Annotated in this window: 20 protein-coding genes and 1 riboswitch; of the genes, 12 read left to right on the plus strand and 8 right to left on the minus strand. The window is 58.8% G+C overall.

Annotated elements, in window-relative coordinates; all coding sequences use genetic code 11:
- Nucleotides 1-17: 17 nt before the first annotated feature.
- From CKW14_RS26100 to CKW14_RS26135, 8 genes are all read left to right on the plus strand, one after another.
- Nucleotides 18-911 carry a LysR family transcriptional regulator gene (locus tag CKW14_RS26100; RefSeq protein ID WP_093433378.1) on the plus strand — a complete coding sequence of 298 codons (894 nt, stop codon included), beginning with the start codon at nucleotides 18-20 and terminating at the stop codon, nucleotides 909-911.
- Nucleotides 912-958: 47 nt separating this feature from the next.
- A riboswitch (cobalamin riboswitch) is annotated at nucleotides 959-1,165 on the plus strand.
- Between the two features lie 91 nt (nucleotides 1,166-1,256).
- Entirely contained in the window at nucleotides 1,257-3,194 is a 1,938-nt protein-coding gene (locus tag CKW14_RS26105; protein ID WP_095126429.1) for a TonB-dependent siderophore receptor, read from the plus strand.
- Nucleotides 3,194-3,553, plus strand: a complete 360-nt coding sequence (locus CKW14_RS26110) for a ferredoxin (protein WP_095049896.1) — start codon at nucleotides 3,194-3,196, stop codon at nucleotides 3,551-3,553. The genes CKW14_RS26105 and CKW14_RS26110 overlap by 1 nt, the downstream gene beginning before the upstream one ends.
- Nucleotides 3,550-4,470: an ABC transporter substrate-binding protein gene (locus tag CKW14_RS26115; RefSeq protein WP_095126430.1), complete on the plus strand. Its 921-nt coding sequence runs from the start codon at nucleotides 3,550-3,552 to the stop codon at nucleotides 4,468-4,470. Before CKW14_RS26110 ends, CKW14_RS26115 begins: the two co-directional genes overlap by 4 nt.
- 50 nt (nucleotides 4,471-4,520) lie before the next feature.
- Complete coding sequence (locus CKW14_RS26120) at nucleotides 4,521-4,724, plus strand: PLD nuclease N-terminal domain-containing protein (protein WP_095049894.1); 204 nt, start codon at nucleotides 4,521-4,523, stop codon at nucleotides 4,722-4,724.
- Nucleotides 4,725-4,895: 171 nt separating this feature from the next.
- Nucleotides 4,896-5,216, plus strand: coding sequence for an isochorismate lyase (locus CKW14_RS26125; RefSeq protein WP_095049893.1), 321 nt, complete (start codon nucleotides 4,896-4,898; stop codon nucleotides 5,214-5,216).
- A 130-nt stretch (nucleotides 5,217-5,346) separates the two neighbouring features.
- Complete coding sequence (locus tag CKW14_RS26130) at nucleotides 5,347-5,829, plus strand: GNAT family N-acetyltransferase (protein ID WP_176471343.1); 483 nt, start codon at nucleotides 5,347-5,349, stop codon at nucleotides 5,827-5,829.
- Between the two features lie 167 nt (nucleotides 5,830-5,996).
- Nucleotides 5,997-7,538 carry a class I SAM-dependent methyltransferase gene (locus CKW14_RS26135; protein ID WP_095126431.1) on the plus strand — a complete coding sequence of 514 codons (1,542 nt, stop codon included), beginning with the start codon at nucleotides 5,997-5,999 and terminating at the stop codon, nucleotides 7,536-7,538.
- Between the two features lie 34 nt (nucleotides 7,539-7,572).
- Here the strand turns inward: CKW14_RS26135 and CKW14_RS26140 are convergent, their stop codons facing one another.
- Nucleotides 7,573-8,046 (minus strand): anti-virulence regulator CigR family protein, encoded by a 474-nt coding sequence (locus CKW14_RS26140; RefSeq protein WP_176471346.1) that lies wholly within the window; start codon nucleotides 8,044-8,046, stop codon nucleotides 7,573-7,575.
- Between the two features lie 125 nt (nucleotides 8,047-8,171).
- Between CKW14_RS26140 and CKW14_RS26145 the strand changes: the two genes are divergently transcribed.
- From CKW14_RS26145 to CKW14_RS26155, 3 genes are all read left to right on the plus strand, one after another.
- Nucleotides 8,172-8,633, plus strand: coding sequence for a VOC family protein (locus CKW14_RS26145; protein ID WP_034155445.1), 462 nt, complete (start codon nucleotides 8,172-8,174; stop codon nucleotides 8,631-8,633).
- A 66-nt stretch (nucleotides 8,634-8,699) separates the two neighbouring features.
- Nucleotides 8,700-9,608, plus strand: a complete 909-nt coding sequence (locus CKW14_RS26150) for an alpha/beta fold hydrolase (RefSeq protein ID WP_095049890.1) — start codon at nucleotides 8,700-8,702, stop codon at nucleotides 9,606-9,608.
- Between the two features lie 78 nt (nucleotides 9,609-9,686).
- Nucleotides 9,687-9,845 carry a DUF2986 domain-containing protein gene (locus tag CKW14_RS26155; RefSeq protein WP_095049889.1) on the plus strand — a complete coding sequence of 53 codons (159 nt, stop codon included), beginning with the start codon at nucleotides 9,687-9,689 and terminating at the stop codon, nucleotides 9,843-9,845.
- Nucleotides 9,846-10,558: 713 nt separating this feature from the next.
- Here CKW14_RS26155 and CKW14_RS26160 read toward each other — a convergent pair.
- From CKW14_RS26160 to CKW14_RS26190, 7 genes are all read right to left on the minus strand, one after another.
- Nucleotides 10,559-11,275 carry a class I SAM-dependent methyltransferase gene (locus CKW14_RS26160; RefSeq protein WP_095126433.1) on the minus strand — a complete coding sequence of 239 codons (717 nt, stop codon included), beginning with the start codon at nucleotides 11,273-11,275 and terminating at the stop codon, nucleotides 10,559-10,561.
- A gap of 117 nt (nucleotides 11,276-11,392) precedes the next feature.
- Nucleotides 11,393-11,827 carry an SRPBCC family protein gene (locus CKW14_RS26165; RefSeq protein ID WP_095049887.1) on the minus strand — a complete coding sequence of 145 codons (435 nt, stop codon included), beginning with the start codon at nucleotides 11,825-11,827 and terminating at the stop codon, nucleotides 11,393-11,395.
- Between the two features lie 65 nt (nucleotides 11,828-11,892).
- Complete coding sequence (locus CKW14_RS26170) at nucleotides 11,893-12,279, minus strand: nuclear transport factor 2 family protein (protein ID WP_095049886.1); 387 nt, start codon at nucleotides 12,277-12,279, stop codon at nucleotides 11,893-11,895.
- Between the two features lie 81 nt (nucleotides 12,280-12,360).
- On the minus strand, nucleotides 12,361-13,104 hold the full coding sequence (locus CKW14_RS26175) for an SDR family oxidoreductase (protein WP_095126434.1): 744 nt from the start codon (nucleotides 13,102-13,104) through the stop codon (nucleotides 12,361-12,363).
- Between the two features lie 57 nt (nucleotides 13,105-13,161).
- Nucleotides 13,162-14,265: an alkene reductase gene (locus tag CKW14_RS26180; RefSeq protein ID WP_095126435.1), complete on the minus strand. Its 1,104-nt coding sequence runs from the start codon at nucleotides 14,263-14,265 to the stop codon at nucleotides 13,162-13,164.
- Nucleotides 14,266-14,387: 122 nt separating this feature from the next.
- Nucleotides 14,388-15,644, minus strand: coding sequence for a cation:dicarboxylate symporter family transporter (locus CKW14_RS26185; RefSeq protein WP_095049883.1), 1,257 nt, complete (start codon nucleotides 15,642-15,644; stop codon nucleotides 14,388-14,390).
- Nucleotides 15,645-15,756: 112 nt separating this feature from the next.
- Complete coding sequence (locus tag CKW14_RS26190; protein ID WP_026000724.1) at nucleotides 15,757-16,182, minus strand: VOC family protein; 426 nt, start codon at nucleotides 16,180-16,182, stop codon at nucleotides 15,757-15,759.
- Between the two features lie 157 nt (nucleotides 16,183-16,339).
- Here CKW14_RS26190 and CKW14_RS26195 point away from each other — a divergent pair, with 157 nt between their 5' ends.
- The gene (locus tag CKW14_RS26195) at nucleotides 16,340-17,218 is read left to right on the plus strand and encodes a LysR family transcriptional regulator (protein ID WP_095049882.1); all 879 of its coding nucleotides are present in this window, start codon (nucleotides 16,340-16,342) and stop codon (nucleotides 17,216-17,218) included.
- Nucleotides 17,219-17,297 lie beyond the last annotated feature (79 nt).

Raw genomic sequence — 17,297 nt, forward strand, 5'->3', positions numbered from 1 at the left:
TCACTGCAGGAGTGAAAATGATCCGCATCGATGATCTTGGTTTGTTCACCCGCAGCGCCGCGCTGGGCAGCTTCACCGCTGCCGCCCATGAGGCGGATTTATTGCCCGGTCAGGTTGCCGCGGCGATCAAGCGTCTGGAGCGTGAGCTGGACGTGCGCCTGTTTGCGCGCACCACCCGCAGCCTGCGATTAACCGCCGAGGGCGAGCAATACTTGCCCACCGCCCACTCGGTGCTGGAGGCGCTCAAGCAAGGCAAGGAAAACCTGCGCGGTGAAAACGCCACGTTGCGCGGCGTGTTGCAAGTGACGGCGCCGTCCGATCTGGGGCGCAACATTTTGCTGCCGTGGCTCACACTGTTTCGCCGCCAGCACCCGGAACTGACCTTGCGCTTTTCCCTGTCGGACCAGATGGCCGACTTGTTTCGTGACCCGGTAGACGTGGCGATTCGATACGGCTCGAATGAAGATGCCAACTACGTGGCGCTGCCGCTGGCACCGTGGAACCGGCGGGTGCTGGTCGCCGCACCGGAATACGTGGAGCGCCACGGATACCCGCAAACGCCGGACGATCTGCACAACCACGCTTGCCTGCTCTACCAGCAAGGCGGCCGGATCTACGACAAGTGGAGCCTGGGCAGTGAAACGATCCAGGTCTCGGGACCGATGTTCAGCGACGACGCCGACATCGTGCGCCGCTGGGCGTTGAGCGGCGAAGGCATCGCCAACAAATCCTGGCTGGACGTCAGTGCAGACGTGATCGCAGGGCGACTGGTCGTGCTACTGAAGGATTTTCCCGGCAATGCCTCACCGTTGAGTCTGGTGTGCCCGCATCGCAAGCAGATCACCCCGGCGGTGTCTCAGCTTTATGCGTGGTTGAGTGGCCAGTTTGTCGCTCTGGAACGCATCCAATAGCTCCCCCCCGTTGGTTGCCACATTGACGAGACGCTCCTCGAATGTTCAGATGCCGGCCAGTTTCAGGTGTCCCATGCCGCCGTGCATGGGGTGAAACGGGAAACCGGTACGTTCTTTTCGAACAAGTCCGGTGCTGCCCCCGCAACGGTATGCGCGTGATGTTTTCAATACACCACTGTGGCCAGACGGCCATGGGAAGGTGAAAACCTCGATACGCGCGAGCCCGGAGACCGGCCTGGAATTTCGTTTGGCAAAATCCTGCGGTGGGCGGGCATGGGCCGGTATTGGCTGTGCGCGATGCCTTCTCTTGCATGCTCTTCTGCGAAGATCCTTTTCGAGAAGACAATGATTCGACCTTTCAACACCTCGGCTCCAACGTTCTTGTTCGGCTGCCTGTTAAGCCCTGTGCTGCTGGCGGATGACACGCCACTGGAACTCCATCAGCAAATCGTTTCCGCACCGTCGGTGGAGTCCACCACCGTCGCCGACATGGCCAGATTCGGCAGCAAGGTCGAAATCGTCAGCCGCGAACAGATCGAACGCGCCGGCCCCAGCGCCGATGTCAGCCGCGTGATGCAGATGTTCATTCCAGGCTTGTATGTGGCGCCGAAAAACGGCCCTTTCGACTACGGCACCTATTCGCTGCTCGGCGGGCGCAACGACGACACGCTGATCCTGCTCGACGGCGTGCGCCTGAACAATCGCCTGTACGGCGGCCTCTATCTGGACACCCTGCCGGCCAACGCCATCGAACGCATCGAAGTGCTCAAGGGTGGGCAGAGCCTGTTGTTCGGCACCCAGGCCGTGTCCGGTGTGATCAACATCGTCACCCGCAGCCCGCAATCGCGCAAAGCCGCCGGCGAAGTGAATCTAGGCGTCGACAGCTTTGGCGGCACCACCGAAGACGCCCGCGTCGAGAATATCTTCACTAACGGCTTCGGCGACCTCGGTTTGTTGGCGTACGTCAGTCACAACGTCTCCGACGGTTACCAGCCCTATCGCAACCGCGACATGAAAAACGATTCCCGCAAGGATCGCGCCTACGAAGTCACCACGTTCGGCGGCAAGGCGATTCAGTCGTTCGACGATGATTCGCGGCTGGAGCTGTTTTACCAATACGCCGACGCCAACCTCGATTTCGCCCGCCCGGTCGACAACCACAAGACCACTAACGACCGCGTGCAGCAGATCGCCACGGCGACCTTCGAGCAGGCCGTCAATGAGCGCCTGAGCTACTTCGTCAAAGGCCATATCAACGACTGGGACACGCGTTATACCCGCGTCAACAACCGGGAGGGCGGCGGCACCAAAGTCATCAATCACAACGACTATTGGGGCTTCACCGACTGGGGTGTGCAGGCCGAAGGCAAGGCTGAATTGCCCGGCGATCATGTAATGGTGTTTGGCACCGACAATCAATGGTTCAAGGGCCAGGATGATGTGTTGATCATCGATAACGACAAGGCCGAAGCCCACGCTTTCTACACGCAACTGCGTCCGCAGATCGACGCCCTGCCCGACTGGCACCCGAGCATAGGCGTTCGCCACGAAGCCATGAGCGGCGGCGACAGTGCCACGGTCGGCATGCTCACTTCGCTGTATGACCTCAACGACAACTGGTCGGTGCGCGGTCAGTACGGCAGCGCCTACAAACTGCCGAACGCCGAGCAGCTGTTCGTCAATGAACCGGGCGACGAGATCGGCAATCGCAACCTGAAGCCGGAAAAAAGCCGCAATGCGGAGCTGGGTGTCGACTACAAAGGCTTTCTGCTCGACCGCGAATTCAGCGCCAGCGTGACCCTGTTCAAACGCAAGATCGACGACTTGATCACCCTCGACGACATTCAATGGGTCAACGGTGAAGGCCAGGTGCGTATGCGTGGTTTCGAGGCCGACGCCAAACTCGCGCTCAACGATCAGTGGAGCCTGCAAGCGGACATGACCCGCAACCTCACCGAATCGCGCAGCGGTGTGACCCTCAACGATATCCCGAGCTTCTTCGCCCGCTCGCGCGTGGGTTATGAGTCGGAAAACCGTCTGTGGGGTGCCGGCGGTGCGATCCGCTATATCCGCGACATCAAAAGCTCGAAGCAGGTCGAGTACGGCAATTATTCAGTGGTCGACGCCGACGCCTATCGCTACCTCGACAACGCCCACCAACACCGCGTAAGCCTGCTGGTGGAGAACCTGTTCGACCGTGATTACGTCACCAGCCGTTCGAGCAACGTCGATAACCTCGGCCGGCCGTTCACCTCCGAAGTGCGCTACACGTACCGCTTCTGATGAGTGACATCAAAACCGTCGACGGCGTCGACACGCACCCGGACTGGTCGCAGGTGCCCGAGCATGCGCGCCATGTATTCGTCTGCACCGGCCCGCGTTGCACCCAGCGCGGCGCGTTGCAGTTATGGAAAACCTTGCGCCGGCACTTACTGGCGCACGATCGCATCGAGACGCCGGGCGGCGTCTTGCTGACCCGTACGCACTGTCAGTTCCCGTGCAATCTGGGGCCGATTGTGACGGTGTACCCGGAACGCTGCTGGTATGGCGTGCGCAGCCATGAAGATGTGCAGCGGCTGGTCGAGGGGCATCTGGTGGGCGGTGAAGTGGTTGCGGATTTGCTGATCAAGGCGCAGACATGAGATCGTTTCTGTACGTACTTGGCGCCCTGCTCTGCTCAATGCCTGTACTCGCCGACAGTTACCGCAATTGCGGCGAAGAATGGAGCGCCGATCAATCTTCGCGCATCGTCGCGCTCAATCAGCATGCGGCCGATCTCGTCCTCGCACTGGGTGCCGGGCCAGCGCTGGTCGGCGTGGCGTATCTGGATGACACCGGTGCCGGTCAGCGCCAAGCCGAGTATTTCGGCGTACCGGTAATCGCGCGGCAGTACCCGGCCAGCGAAGTGCTTTACGCTGCGAAGCCGGATCTGGTGATCGGCGGTTTTGCCACGGCGTTCGGCGACGGGGTGACCTCGCGCTCGGGGCTTGCGCGCAATGGCGTGGGTACGTATCTGCTGGAATCCGCCTGCAATGGGCACTCGCTGGATTATTTCGCGCATGTGCGCAATGACTTGCTGACCTTGGGCAAGCTGCTGCACCAGCAGCAAAAAGCCCAAGCATTGATCGACTCCATGGAAAAGGACATTGCCAGCGCCCGAGCCTTGGCCGGTGCAGGTAAACCGTTGTCCGTGTTCTATCTCGACAGCGAAGTCAAAGGTCTCGACAGCGAAGGTCGGCGTGGCTTTGTCACTCCGCTGCTGGCGGCTGCCGGAGCACGCAATGTGTTCGCCGACATCAACCTCTATCGAGTCACCGTCAACAGCGAAACCCTGCTGGCCAGCGACCCGGACGTGATCCTGCTGGCCGACGCCGAATGGTCGCCCGCCCGCCGCAAACGCTACCTGTTGGCCCACGACCCGGTCCTCTCGCAACTGCGCGCGGTGCGCGAGAACCGCATCATCGAGATCCCTTTCACCCACCTGCTGCCAACCTACAACAGCGGCCGCGTCGCCTTGCAACTGGCCCGCCTGCTCAATGCACTGAAGAAAAATAAATGAACCAGCCGCACCGCACGCCACCTAACGAACAGACCATCAGGAGGTAGCCAATGCAAATCGAAACCGTGTGGATCGTACTGGCGGCAGTTCTTCTGCTAATCGAACTCTGGGCCATCAATCGGGTGCGCAAGAGCGAGGGGAAAGCGAGCAACAAAGGTGTATGGATTGTGCTGATCGTGTTTGTGCCGCTGTTCGGCTTGATTGCCTGGGCGTTGGCGGGGCCCAAGCATGTCAGTCATAACTCAGCATCGTAGTCAGGCCGCTAGAACCTCATCTATGCTGCACACCGCAATACGCGCCGGCCAGGCGACAACAGGGAGGTTGCATTGGCGAAGCGTATCTTAGTGATGGATGCCGGTATCGTCGGCACCTCTTTCGCGTGTCACCTGCCCGGCAAAGATTCCCCCGAAGAGAGAACGACGTACATGGAAGTGATCAACACATTACAACCCGCCGATTGTGCGGACATGCAAGACATCCGGAGTGAAATCGATCGTCTCGATCAGGCGGTTATCAAACTCCTGGGCAAACGTTTCCAGTACGTCATTGCCGCGTCGAAGTTCAAAACCTCATCGACGTCGGTTCGAGCACCTGAGCGTTACCAGGCCATGTTGGCCACCCGCCGCGAATGGGCCTGCGCCGAAGGTTTGAACGCAGACGCGATCGAGAAAATGTACAGCGACCTGGTCAATCACTTCATCGCAGAAGAGATGAAGCACTGGGCGGCGCAGCAACCGGAACGTTGACGCCTTTGCCGGAGTTTTTCACTGGCTCACGAACATGCGGCGCGTGCTGTCGACCACCGCCCGCGTGTGTCCGATGACTTCTTTTTCAACCACAACGCCAGATCCCTCACGAAATCAACGAGCGCTATTCATGGAAGAAGTCATTACCTACCGCACCGCCACCGCTGAAGATGCTCTGGCGATGTGCGAGCTGGGCCAATTGCTCAACTCGGTACACCACGCCGCCCGCCCCGATATCTACGCCGCCGCGACCGAAGATTTCGCCCGCGATTTGCCGCACTGGGCGGGGGTATTCGAAAAGCCTGGCCAGATCGTCTTCATCGCCAGCGCAGGTGAACGGCCCGTGGCGTTCATCACGGCCATCCTGTCCGCCAGTTCCGGCCCGCTGATGCAGCCGCAGAATGTGGTGCGCATCGGCTCGTTGTGTGTCGCCGAGCCGTTCTGGGGTAAAGGCATTGGCCGCGCACTGATTCAACGGGTGAAAGACTGGGCTATCGCGCAAAATGCTCAAGACTTGCGCCTGACGGTCTGGCCGTTCAACGAGCGCGCGGTGCGCATGTATGCCGAGTTCGGCTTCGAGACCCGCGCCCTGGAGATGGGCGTTCGATTGTGAGGAGCGGCCAACTCCGATCATGAATAAACCCGGCAAAATATCAGCACGAACCCTATCGGATGGTTCGATCCTGCCGACAACATGCTGATGACCTGCGCAAGACTGAACGACGCACGTCCATCCTTTTACAAGAGCCACTTTCCATTACGATTCAAGAGGCTGCACCCATGAGCAACGCCTGGAACGAAGGTTATTTCACCGACGAAGGCTACACCTACAGCTATAGCCGGGAAATCAATCCGGTATTCCAGCGTTACTGCCTGTTGTTGCGCGGCTTTGCCGGTCTGGACAATCCCGACGGTTATCACTGTGAACTCGGCTTTGGCCAGGGTGTGTCGATCAATATCCACGCCACGGCCAACCCTGGTGGCTTCGTCGGGACGGACTTCCACCCCGGTCAGGCGGCCCATGCCATTGAGCTGGCGGAACTCAGCAACAATGGCGCAAAACTCTACGACGACAGCTTCGAGCAACTGCTGGCGCGCCATGATTTGCCGCAGTTCGACAGCATCAGCCTGCATGGCATCTGGACCTGGGTCAGCCGTGACAACCAGAAACTGATCGTCGAATTCGCCCGACGCCACCTCAAACCGGGTGGTCATCTCTACGTCAGCTACAACGCATTCCCGGGCTGGTCGCCTGCTGCGCCGTTGCGCCAATTGTTCAGCCTGCACGACCGCTTCGCCAATCACTCGACGCGGGCGGATCAGCGCATCGACGCCGCGTTGCAGTTTTCCGAAGCGCTGCTGGCGGCCAACCCCAAGTACGCCATTGCCGCGCCGAGTCTGGGTGCCCGGCTGCAGACCATCAAAGGTCAGGACCGCCAATACGTCGCCCACGAATATTTCAATCGCGACTGGAACTGCATGTATTTCGCCGACATGGTGGATGCACTGGCCCCGGCCAAGCTCGATTACGTCACGACGGCGGTGCCGATGGATTCGGTCGACGCACTCAACCTGAGCGCCGAAGGCCTGGCCTTTCTCGACGGTATCGAACACCCGGTGATGCGCGAGCAGGCGCGTGACTATTTCGTCAACCAGGCTTTCCGTCGCGACCTGTACGTGCGCGGTGCCAACCGACTCAGCGCGACCGAGCGCCGTTCGCGCATGCTCAATACGCGATTTGTGCTGATGCAGCCGACAGAAAACGTAGCCTCCAGCGTCACCGGCCCCGCTGGCGCAGCGACGCTGCAAGCGGAAATTTACCGCCCGCTCCTCAATGCCCTCGCGGATCAGATGTATGAAGCCAAAACGATGCAGCAGTTGCTCGATGCGGTGTCACCAATGGCCTATGACGATCTGGAACAGGCCATCGCCATCCTGGTCAGCATGGGCGCGGTAGCCCCGTGCCAGAGCGAAGCTGCCGAGGCTCTGGTGTATGAACGCTGCGCCGCGTTCAACCTGCAACTGTGCAAACGCGCGCTGTTCAATGCCGACATTCAAGTGCTGAGCAGCCCGGTCACCGGGGGTGGCGTCACCGTCAGTCGTTTCCAGCAACTGTTCCTGATTGCGATCCGTCAGGGCAAGCAGCACCCGGCGGAGTGGGCGCAACTGGCGTGGAGCGTCATCGCCGAACAAAACGAAGTGTTGGTCAAGGACGGCAAAGCGCTGACCACCGCTGAAGCCAACATCGCCGCGCTGACCGAGCAGGCCCAGGCCTTTGCCGAGCAATCGCTGATCGTGCTGAGCGCTTTGAAAATCGTCTGATCGGGGTAGGTGGTGCGCAGCGGGGCAGGAAATCTTAATCAAACGCCCCGTTGAGCACCTCGTAAATCAGGCCGGTGGCCAGCGCAACCAATATCAGATCCGTGCCCACCTGCTGCCATTCGTAGCCATCGTAATGCGGCAGGTGACCGACCAGGCGTCCATCGAGTTTTTTCGCGATCCCGGGCGGGAGCGGTTTGCCGCGTGCAAGATTCTTTTGAATGCCCGGTGGCAGCGCAGGTCCCGGGCTCCAGTAGTCGCGGTAGCCGCCAACAATCCCGAGCACATTGCCGCGATCGATACTAGGGGCATGACTCCAGTCACCGCCAGAGTTGTTGCCCTTGTTGCCATTGCCTTTCTGGTTACCGTGGCCCTGCACATTCTGCGAATTACCCTTGCCATTGCCATTGCCCTGGCCCTTTCCATTACCGGGATCAGCCAATGCCATCGCCGAGCTGACAACCAGCGCAAGAGAGGAAATCGTTGCAATCAACGTGCGTGACTTGTTCATGCGGCGCGCCTTCATGGTGGGTTGCTCCTGTGTCATCTTGACGTTACACATCAGCTTAGTTTATTCCGGCTGACCGATCGTCGATTACGCCCAGCCCATCGACACTGCCTGACAGGAGCTATTTCATGGATTTGAAGTTCAGCCACATCGACGTACTGGTCAAAGACCTTGAAGAAGCCTGTGCCTATTACGCGCAGATCCTTCAGGCGCGAATCTCCACAACGCAGACCTGGAATCGCGGGGGCCTGCACGTACGCTATGCCGTGGCGTTGATCGGTCAGGAACGCTTCATGCTGGTCCAGCCGCTGGCGGGAAATCTCAAGGAACTGTTGGATACAGTGGGCGAAGGCATGATTTACCGTCATTGCTACACGACACCTGATATCGAGTTGGCCTACGACGAACTGCTCGCCAGCGGGGTTCAGCCGGAAGACGAGAACGGCCAGCCGCTGACTCGCGAGAACCTGCAATCGCCGTCCGGAACCCGCATCATCTGGTTGCCCAAGCGCTTCGGGCATTTCTCGATCGAGATTCTCGAAGAGAAGGCGCTGGGGGCATTTATCGAGGCAGCATTTGCTTGCGGATGAAACTCCGCCGCCCCTGATCGATACGTCTACGCTCTCTCCATCGCCACCACGCCTGGAGACTTCGCCATGACCCGCCCACTGCTGACTGGCCTCGCCCTGCTCGTCCTGAGTTTTCAGGTCCACGCCGACGTCACTCCCTTCCCCGCCACCTTCCACACTCAGGACATCAAAGTCGAAGGCGCGACAATGCATGTGCGAGTTGGTGGCAAGGGTCCGGCCGTGGTGCTGTTGCATGGTTTCGGTGATACCGGCGACATGTGGGCGCCGCTGGCGGCGGATCTGGCCCGCGATCACACCGTGGTGGTGCCGGATCTGCGCGGCATGGGGTTATCGTCGATCCCGGAGGGCGGCTACGACAAGAAGACCCAGGCCGGCGACATTCGTCAGGTGTTGAGCGCGCTGAAGATCGAGCACTCGGTGGTCATCGGGCATGACATCGGCACCATGGTCGCGTTCGCCTATGCCGCGCGCTATCCCGAGCTGACCGAGCGCCTGGTGGTGATGGATGCGCCCGTGCCCGGCATCACACCGTGGAACGACATCGTTCGTTCGCCGATGCTCTGGCACTTCGACTTCGGCGGCGCGGACATGGAGCGTCTGGTTGCCGGGCGCGAACGCATCTACCTCGACCGTTTCTGGAACGAGTTCGCCGGCACCCCGGCCAAAATCGATGAAGGCACCCGCCAGCATTACGCCAAGCTATACGCCCGCCCCGGCGCCATGCACGCCGCTTTTGCCCAGTTCCGCAGCATTCGTCAGGACGCCCTCGACAACGCCCCCGTTCTGCAGAAACACCTGGCCATGCCGGTGCTAGCCGTGGGCGGTGAAAAGTCCTTTGGCAACAACGAAGCGATCGTCATGCGCAATGCTGCGGACAACGTTACCGAGGTGGTGATTCCGGCAGCCGGACACTGGTTGATGGAAGAGGCGCCGGCACCGACCATCAAGGCAGTGCGCGACTTTATCGCAATGTGAAGAATGGGCATTGCCTTGACCCGACGCTTACGTCAGGATTCGCCCCTTTTGCGCGCAAGAGCAGGCCGGACAGAAAACATGAATCGTCAAAAGAAACTGCAGCAGTTGTTCAAGGAAAAGGCCAAGAAGGCCAGCGCCAAACTGGCGCCGAAAAAGCCCAAGTACATCAGCAAGGCTGAGCGGGCGAAACTGGAGGCTGAGGCAGCAGTGGAATCAATCGATTCCAGCGAGAGCTGATCCCTGCTCTACAAGAACGGCGCAATATTCGCCAGCGCCCGGTCAATGTAGAGGTCTTTCTCCGCCACCGGCGCCACGCGTTTCGCTGACCGGGCCGGGTGGTCGTTTTTTTCCTGTCCGTTTTGCGCGTTTACCGACCAAATTTACGACACATTTATTTTTATGCTTGCGCCTATTTCGGAGCCAGACTCACGATGACAAATAGCTCGCCAAACTATGAAAAAAATCATATTAAACTGATGAGATTTCATATCACCCTGGCATTATTCTATTTCCTCATCTGCTCACTTTCTGCATGGCTATGCATGATTGATAAAAGCACCTCAATAGGCATACCTGTGTTTTGCGCAGCAGCCGTTTTCGTCCATTTACTGCTTGCCTATGGAAGCAGAAACCGACTTGAGTCTTCGAGAAAAGCATCAGAGTTCATAGGTGCGTTATTGATGTTTGGTTTTCCAATAGGTACGTTGTTGGGGTACTTCTTCTTGCAATGCACAATATGGCAGGATCCGGAACAAAAACATTAATAGGCTTGTGAGAACGGACATGTGAGCGGTTCTCCTTTTCTGCGCCGATACTTGTACGACGCCGAGTTGAGCCTCTCCAGTGCACCGGCCCTGTGCAAGTGCTATGGGCTGACCAAGGAACAATGGACCGAACGCCGACGGTGACGTTAATGGCATGTCTGAGCGCACCTTGCGAACCAGTCCGCATCAAGAAGGCGTTTTACACGCCAGCCAAGCCCCCCAGAACAAACTGCTGAAAAACCGCGTCGCCTCGCCAAACCCGGCCTCATGCAACAACGCCTGAACCGCCGCTTCGGAATGCGGCGGGTCGGCGCCTTGCAGAATCTTGCCCAGCTTGGCCTTCACCTCCTCCGCACTGGCGCCCTGCTGCCGCCAACGCTGTCCCCACGCCTGGAGCAATAACGGTTGGCGGGCATAGGCGTAATGGTTGCCGGCGACAATCAGCGGTGCGCCCGGTTTGAGTCGCGCCTGAATCGCTTGCAGGATCTGGCGCTTGGGCTCATCACCGTTCAGATGATGGAGCACGCCGATCAACGTTGCCGCATCAAATGAGGCAGCAGCCGGCAGGTCTTCGACGTGGCCAAGATGCACCTGGGTTCGGTGCAGCAAGTCGTTGGCCTGCAGTTGCGCTGTCGCGGTTTCCAACATCGGTACGGAAGGGTCGACTGCGGTGAAATGCCATTGCGGCTCCAGCGCCGCCATCGCAATGATTTCCTGCGCCGTGCCGCCAGCGCCGACCACCAGTATGTTGGCCGGACGCGAACCCAGGCTCGCCGCCAACATGCAGGCCGCCAGATCATGACAGGCGTCGTAGCCGGCCAGCGCGATGCGGCTTTGGCGGGCGTATTCGCTGGCGCGGGAGGTGTCGAATTTTTCTGCGGGGCTGGTCGAGGTTTGGCTCACGGCAATGCTCCTGGTTTTTCGAGCACGCTACGCCGAAGAGCGCGAGAGGGAAAATTCATTCGCTTCATGCCCCGCATTCCTTGCGGGAATGCGGGGCATGTGAACCTGGGTTTTGTATTACCGAGCAAGCAGCGCCTGCAGCCCACCATGGCCGTCGACGATCAGGCTGCGAATCAGTGCCTGATAGTGCTCGGCACTGTTCGGTTCTCGAAGATCGAAACTGGCCAGCCAACTGACCAGTGTTCTGTCCTGGCCTGACAAAGCAACCAGTTCCACGCTGGCCACGTAGTTGTCCAGCGGTAAGGGCGACTCTTCAAAACGGTAGGACAGCCTCAACGTCGAGTCATCAACCGACAACAAGCGCTCTCTGACAACGGCGCCATCGCTCAACGTGAGCGTGCGAATGCAGCCCACAATCTCGGGTCCTGCGCCTTCGATATGGCTGTCCACAATCGAAGGGTGCCAGTTCTTGATCTCGCCAAACTGCTTCACCACGTTCCAGACCTGTTGTGCAGCGCCTTCCACGACAGCGGAAAACTCAACCTTCGACATCTCGTATCCCCTTGTAATTGATCATCCGCCGATCCCGGCAGCGGACTACCGGGATCGACCGATACTCAGGCCTCGAACTGGTGATAAACCTTGGCGATGACCTTCCAGACGCCGCCAATTTTGATCAGGGTCAGGTAGTCGTTGTAGTCAGCACCGATCGCATCGGTTTCCATGTCCACGCGCACCACTGCGGTGGTCGGTGTGATCGCCAGCACGTCTAGACGCGTACTGATTTGCGGGGCAGCGCCGTTTTTCTCGACGAAATCAAACAGGTTCTTGATCGGGCCGCCGAGCAATTCGCCGTTGGTGAAACCGTACATCACCGCCTCTTTATGAAAGGCTTGAGCGACGCCTTGAGCATCACCGACCCGAAGACCTTCGACGTATTGATTGGCGGTGGCGATGACAGCGGTGTATTCGGCGGTCGGTACAGCCTTGATGTTCTTCGACATGGTTGTTTCCTTTCGTTGGGGGGGAGTTACAAAGGCCACCGGAAGCCAAGGCTGGCACCCGGCGGCTGGAGCAGCCAACACTCACCAGTCCTGGCGCGTCGGCGAAATGATGAGGTCGTTGACGGTGACGTTTCCCGGCTGGTTGAGCGCATATATCACCGCCCGGGCAACATCGTCAGGCGCGATGGCGATGCGGTTGAGTTCCTGGGCGGCCTTGCGCCCTTGCGGATCACTGACCTTGTCCGCCCAACCGGTATTGATAACGCCGGGGCTGACCGTGTTGACGCGGATGCCATGCTGTACGCCCAATTCCTTGCGCATGGACTCGGTCATGGCCTGCACAAAAAATTTGGTGGCGCTGTAAACACCCGCCGCCGGCCCGACCTGATGGCCGGCCACCGAGTCCATGTTGAGGATCTGCCCGGACCGCTGCTCCAGCATCACAGGCAGCACTGCCGCGGTAGCGTTGAGATAACCCTTGATGTTCACGTCGATCATCTTTTCCCAATCCTCCACGACCAGATCGACCCAATTGGAGAACAGCATCAGCCCGGCGTTATTCACCAGAATGTCGACACCGCCATAGGTGTCCTGCGCGAACCTGGCGAGTGCTCTGGTTTGCTCAAGCCGGGTCACATCAGCAGTAAAAGCGACCACGTCATGGCCGCCCTCACGCAACTCGGCGACGAAAGCCTGTAAGCCCTTTTCGTCCAGCGCAGCGACAACCACACGAACCCCTTGTGCCGCCAGCGCACGCGTCGTGGCCGCGCCGATACCGGAAGATGCACCGGTGACGATGGCGACTTTGTTGTGTAGATAATTCATGTTTCGTTCCTCTTTGCAGTGAATGCGATTGCGCCCGGTCGGTGTCAGGGTTGCCATTCAGGCGTTAGCGGTTGGCCAATCGATGTAGCCTTTCGCGCCACCGCCGTAGTAACTCTCACGCGGGGCAATGGTCAGTTCGAGACCATGGCGTAAGCGCTCGACCAGGTCGGGGTTGGCAATAAACAAACGCCCAAACGCCACCGCATCGATACGGCCCTGCGCCCGACGCTCAAGCGCCATCGCCAGGTCATAGTTGTTGTTGCCAATGAACGCGCCGTCGAACTGCGCACTCAGCGCGTCGAGATCCACGCCCGCAGGAACGCTGCGAGAAGTGGCGGTGGCGCCTTCGACGAAATGCAGGTAGGCCAGATTGAATCGATTGAGTTGCTGGATCAGGTAGCCGTAAGTCGCCATGACGTTGCTGTCGGGCGGCGTATTGCCGGCATCGGGCGTCACCGGAGACAGGCGGATACCGACACGGTCGCTGCCCCAGATGGACGCCACCGCTTCCGTCACTTCCAGCGTCAGCCGGGCACGGTTCTCGATGGAGCCGCCATAGAGGTCCGTGCGCTGATTGGTCGAATCACGCAGAAACTGGTCGAGCAGATAACTGTTGGCCGAATGCACTTCGACGCCATCGAACCCGGCTTGCCTGGCATTCTCGGCGGCGAGTTTGTACTGCTCGATGATTCCGGGAGTTTCCGCGGTCTCAAGCGCGCGAGGCATCGATACCTCGACAAAACCTTTCTCGGTATACGTGCTGCCCTCAGCCTTGATGGCCGAGGGTGCGACCGGCGCTTCGCCATTGGGCTGCAACTCGACACTGGAAAAACGCCCGACGTGCCACAGCTGGCAGACGATTTTTCCGCCGGCCGCGTGCACCGCATCGGTGACTTGTTTCCACCCGGCGACCTGCGCTTGCGACCAGATGCCCGGCGTCATCGCATAGCCACGTCCCTGAGCGGAAATGTTCGTCGCCTCGGCGATAATCAAACCTGCACTCGCACGCTGAGCGTAGTAAGTCGCATGCATTTCATTCGGTACGCCGTCGTCGGCCATCCGGCTGCGCGTCACGGGGGCCATGACAATTCGATTGGCCAATTGCAGCGCGCCCATCTGCATGGGCGAAAAAAGGTCGGTATCAACAGCGTTATCAATCATAAGCACTCCTATTCAATAGACCGGTCGTCTAGTAAAGCAACCCAAAAAAAACGCCCCTGCGCCAGCGGGCGTGCACTCGTTATCGGTGCGGTTTCAAACGTGAGGGGCCGACGCTTGAAGGCTCACACTTCGGCAGCGGGATGAACACCTGACGGTTCAAGCGCGGCTCTTTCCCACTTGGCAATCACCAGCGGTGCGATGGCATTGCCCAATACGTTCAGCGTGGTCGTACCGCTGTCGATGATCCTGAAAATACCCGCGATCAATGCCACGCCCTCCAGGGGCAGACCGGCCGAAGCCAACGTAGCGGAGAGGATGATGATGGCAAACCCGGGCACCCCCGCCGCGCCTTTCGACGTCAGTACCATCGTCACCACCAGCAGGATCTGCTGCGACAGTGACAGGTCGATGCCATAGAGCTGCGCCACAAAGATCGTCGCGACACCGAGGAAAATCGAAGCGCCGTCCAGATTGAATGCATAACCCACCGGCACCACGAAACTGACGATCCGCCGCGGTACACCGTAGCGCTCCAAACGGCTCATCAACTGCGGCATGACGGCGGCGGATGCGGCACTTGAGAACGCCAGAATCAATTCACTGCGGAAGTAGCGAATCAATTTGAAAATGTTCTCCCCAATCAAGTAGCAAATGCCACCGAGTATCACCAATGCAAAGACCACCAGCGCCAGGTAAACCACGCCGATCAACTTGAGCAATGGCAACAGCGAGGCAAAACCAAAGGTCGCGACCGTGGCGCCAATCATGCCGAAGACACCAACCGGCGCGTAGGCCATGACAATAGAGACCACTTTGAACATCGCATCGGAAATGCTCTGAACCACCGCGATGGCTGGCGCACTTTTTTCTCTTGGCAGCGCATTCAGGGCGAGGCCGAACAGCACGGCGAAGAACAGTACCGAGAGCAATTTCGCTTCCGACATCGCCACCAGAACATTGTCCGGCACGATGTTCTGCACGATCACCAGCGCGCCTTTCGAGGGCTCCATGTTGATCGATGCCGTGCCATGCGACAGGCCGGAAATATCGGTGCCGCTACCCGGTTCAAAGAGGTTTGCAAAACACAAGCCGATGACAATGGCCAGCGCGGTAATAGCAAAGAAATAACCCAGCGACTTGATGCCCATGCGGCCAAACGACTTGTTATCGCCACCGCCAGCGATGCCCAGAATCATGCAACAGAAGACAATCGGTACAACCACCATCTTCATCATCTTGATAAAGATGTCACCGAGGGGCTTAAGGATCTCCGTGCTGACCCACGTTTGATATTGCGGATGGGTATTGAAATACCAACCGACGAGCACGCCAAGCAACAGCCCGGCAACGATTTGCCACACCAGGGGAATACGTTTCATGTCTAGCCTTTTTGTTGGAAGGAAAGGTCTGCGTCAGCGGCAGTTGCTAGAGTCATGAGCTTCCAGCTCACTAGGGACCAAATGGCACAACCGGGTTGTGCCATGACGGTTGTCACTTGGCGAAGAGCTGGCTCATATCCTTGAACGCCTTGAACTCCAAGGCGTTACCGCAAGGATCAAAGAGGAACATGGTGGCCTGCTCACCCACCTGCCCTTGAAAGCGGATGTAAGGTTCGATCACAAACTCGGTGCCAAAGGACTTCAGACGTTCGGCCAATGCTTCCCACTGTTGCCATCCCAAAATGATGCCGAAGTGCGGAACAGGGACGTCGTGACCGTCGACCGGGTTGCTGTGAACGCTTTCCTGGGACGCGGTTTTCGGGTGTTCATGAATCACCAGTTGGTGGCCATAAAAGTCGAAATCGACCCACTGAGTACTGGAGCGCCCTTCTTCAAGACCAAAGACTTCACCGTAAAAGGTGCGCGCTGCAGCCAGATCGTAAACGGGGATAGCGAGGTGAAAAGGCGAGAGGCTCATCAGAAACTCCAATCATGTTTTTGTTGGTTGGTGAACATTCCTGCCGTCATCGGCGCCTTGGGTTCAGCCGCTGCCGGGGGATGGGAAACATCCTAGGGCGGAAAACTAAACATAAAAATCAATATATATTTCTTAGAAACACAATTAATATTTGTGAATGATCAAAGAACTGAAGACACTCATCGCCGTAGCACGCGAAGGTACTTTCGCTGCAGCCGGCAACAGGATCGGACTCACGCAGGCTGCCGTCAGCGCCCAGATCCAGCGCCTGGAAGCCGAACTCGGCTTCGAGCTTTTCGACCGAAAGGGGCGCTCGGCACACCTCAACAGAATGGGCCACCAGATACTGCTGCAATCGCAAGAACTGCTCAGGCTCTACGACAGCCTCGGCTCGACAACGGTGGGGCTGCCGCCCAGCGTGCTGGTCAACATCGGCGCCATTGCGTCGGTGCAGCGCTCTTATCTACCCGATGCACTCGCGAAGTTTCACCAGCACTGCCCGCAGTGCAGATCCCGGATCGTTCCGGGGTTGTCGATGGAACTGGTCAATCTGGTGGATGCTGGCGAGATTGACATGGCCGTGATCATCCGCCCACCCTTCTCACTGCAAAGTGATCTGCGCTGGACCACGCTGGCGCTGGAGCCTTACCGGTTGATCGTGCCACGCGATGTGCCGGGCGATGACTGGAGCCAATTACTTTGTAGCCAGCCGTTTATACGATATGACCGCTCCTCTTTCGGCGGCAGGCAGGTCGACCGCTTTTTACGGCAGATGCATTTCACCCTGCACGAGGTCTGCGAGCTGGATGAACTGGAGGCAATTATCAAACTGGTCGAAAACGGTGTCGGCGTGGCGCTGGTGCCGCAGACGGCGCCCGGCTTTGCCTGGCCTGCCGGCGTCCGGGTGCTCGACCTCGGTCAGCACACGTTCCACCGTGATATCGGGCTGGTGCACCGATCGCGCCAGACCTTCACCGAACCTGTACGGATGCTGGCCGAGCTGATCAGTGCGCAGGTCAAGATCGGCTATGACTGAGTGCAGGGTTGCGCCTTCACAAAGCACAGCCATTAACCGCATCAATAACAACCATTGATTCAATGAAGTTCTCTTATCA

Origin of the sequence: Pseudomonas sp. Irchel s3a12 (assembly GCF_900187485.1) — a bacterium.
GTDB lineage: Bacteria > Pseudomonadota > Gammaproteobacteria > Pseudomonadales > Pseudomonadaceae > Aquipseudomonas > Aquipseudomonas neuropathica.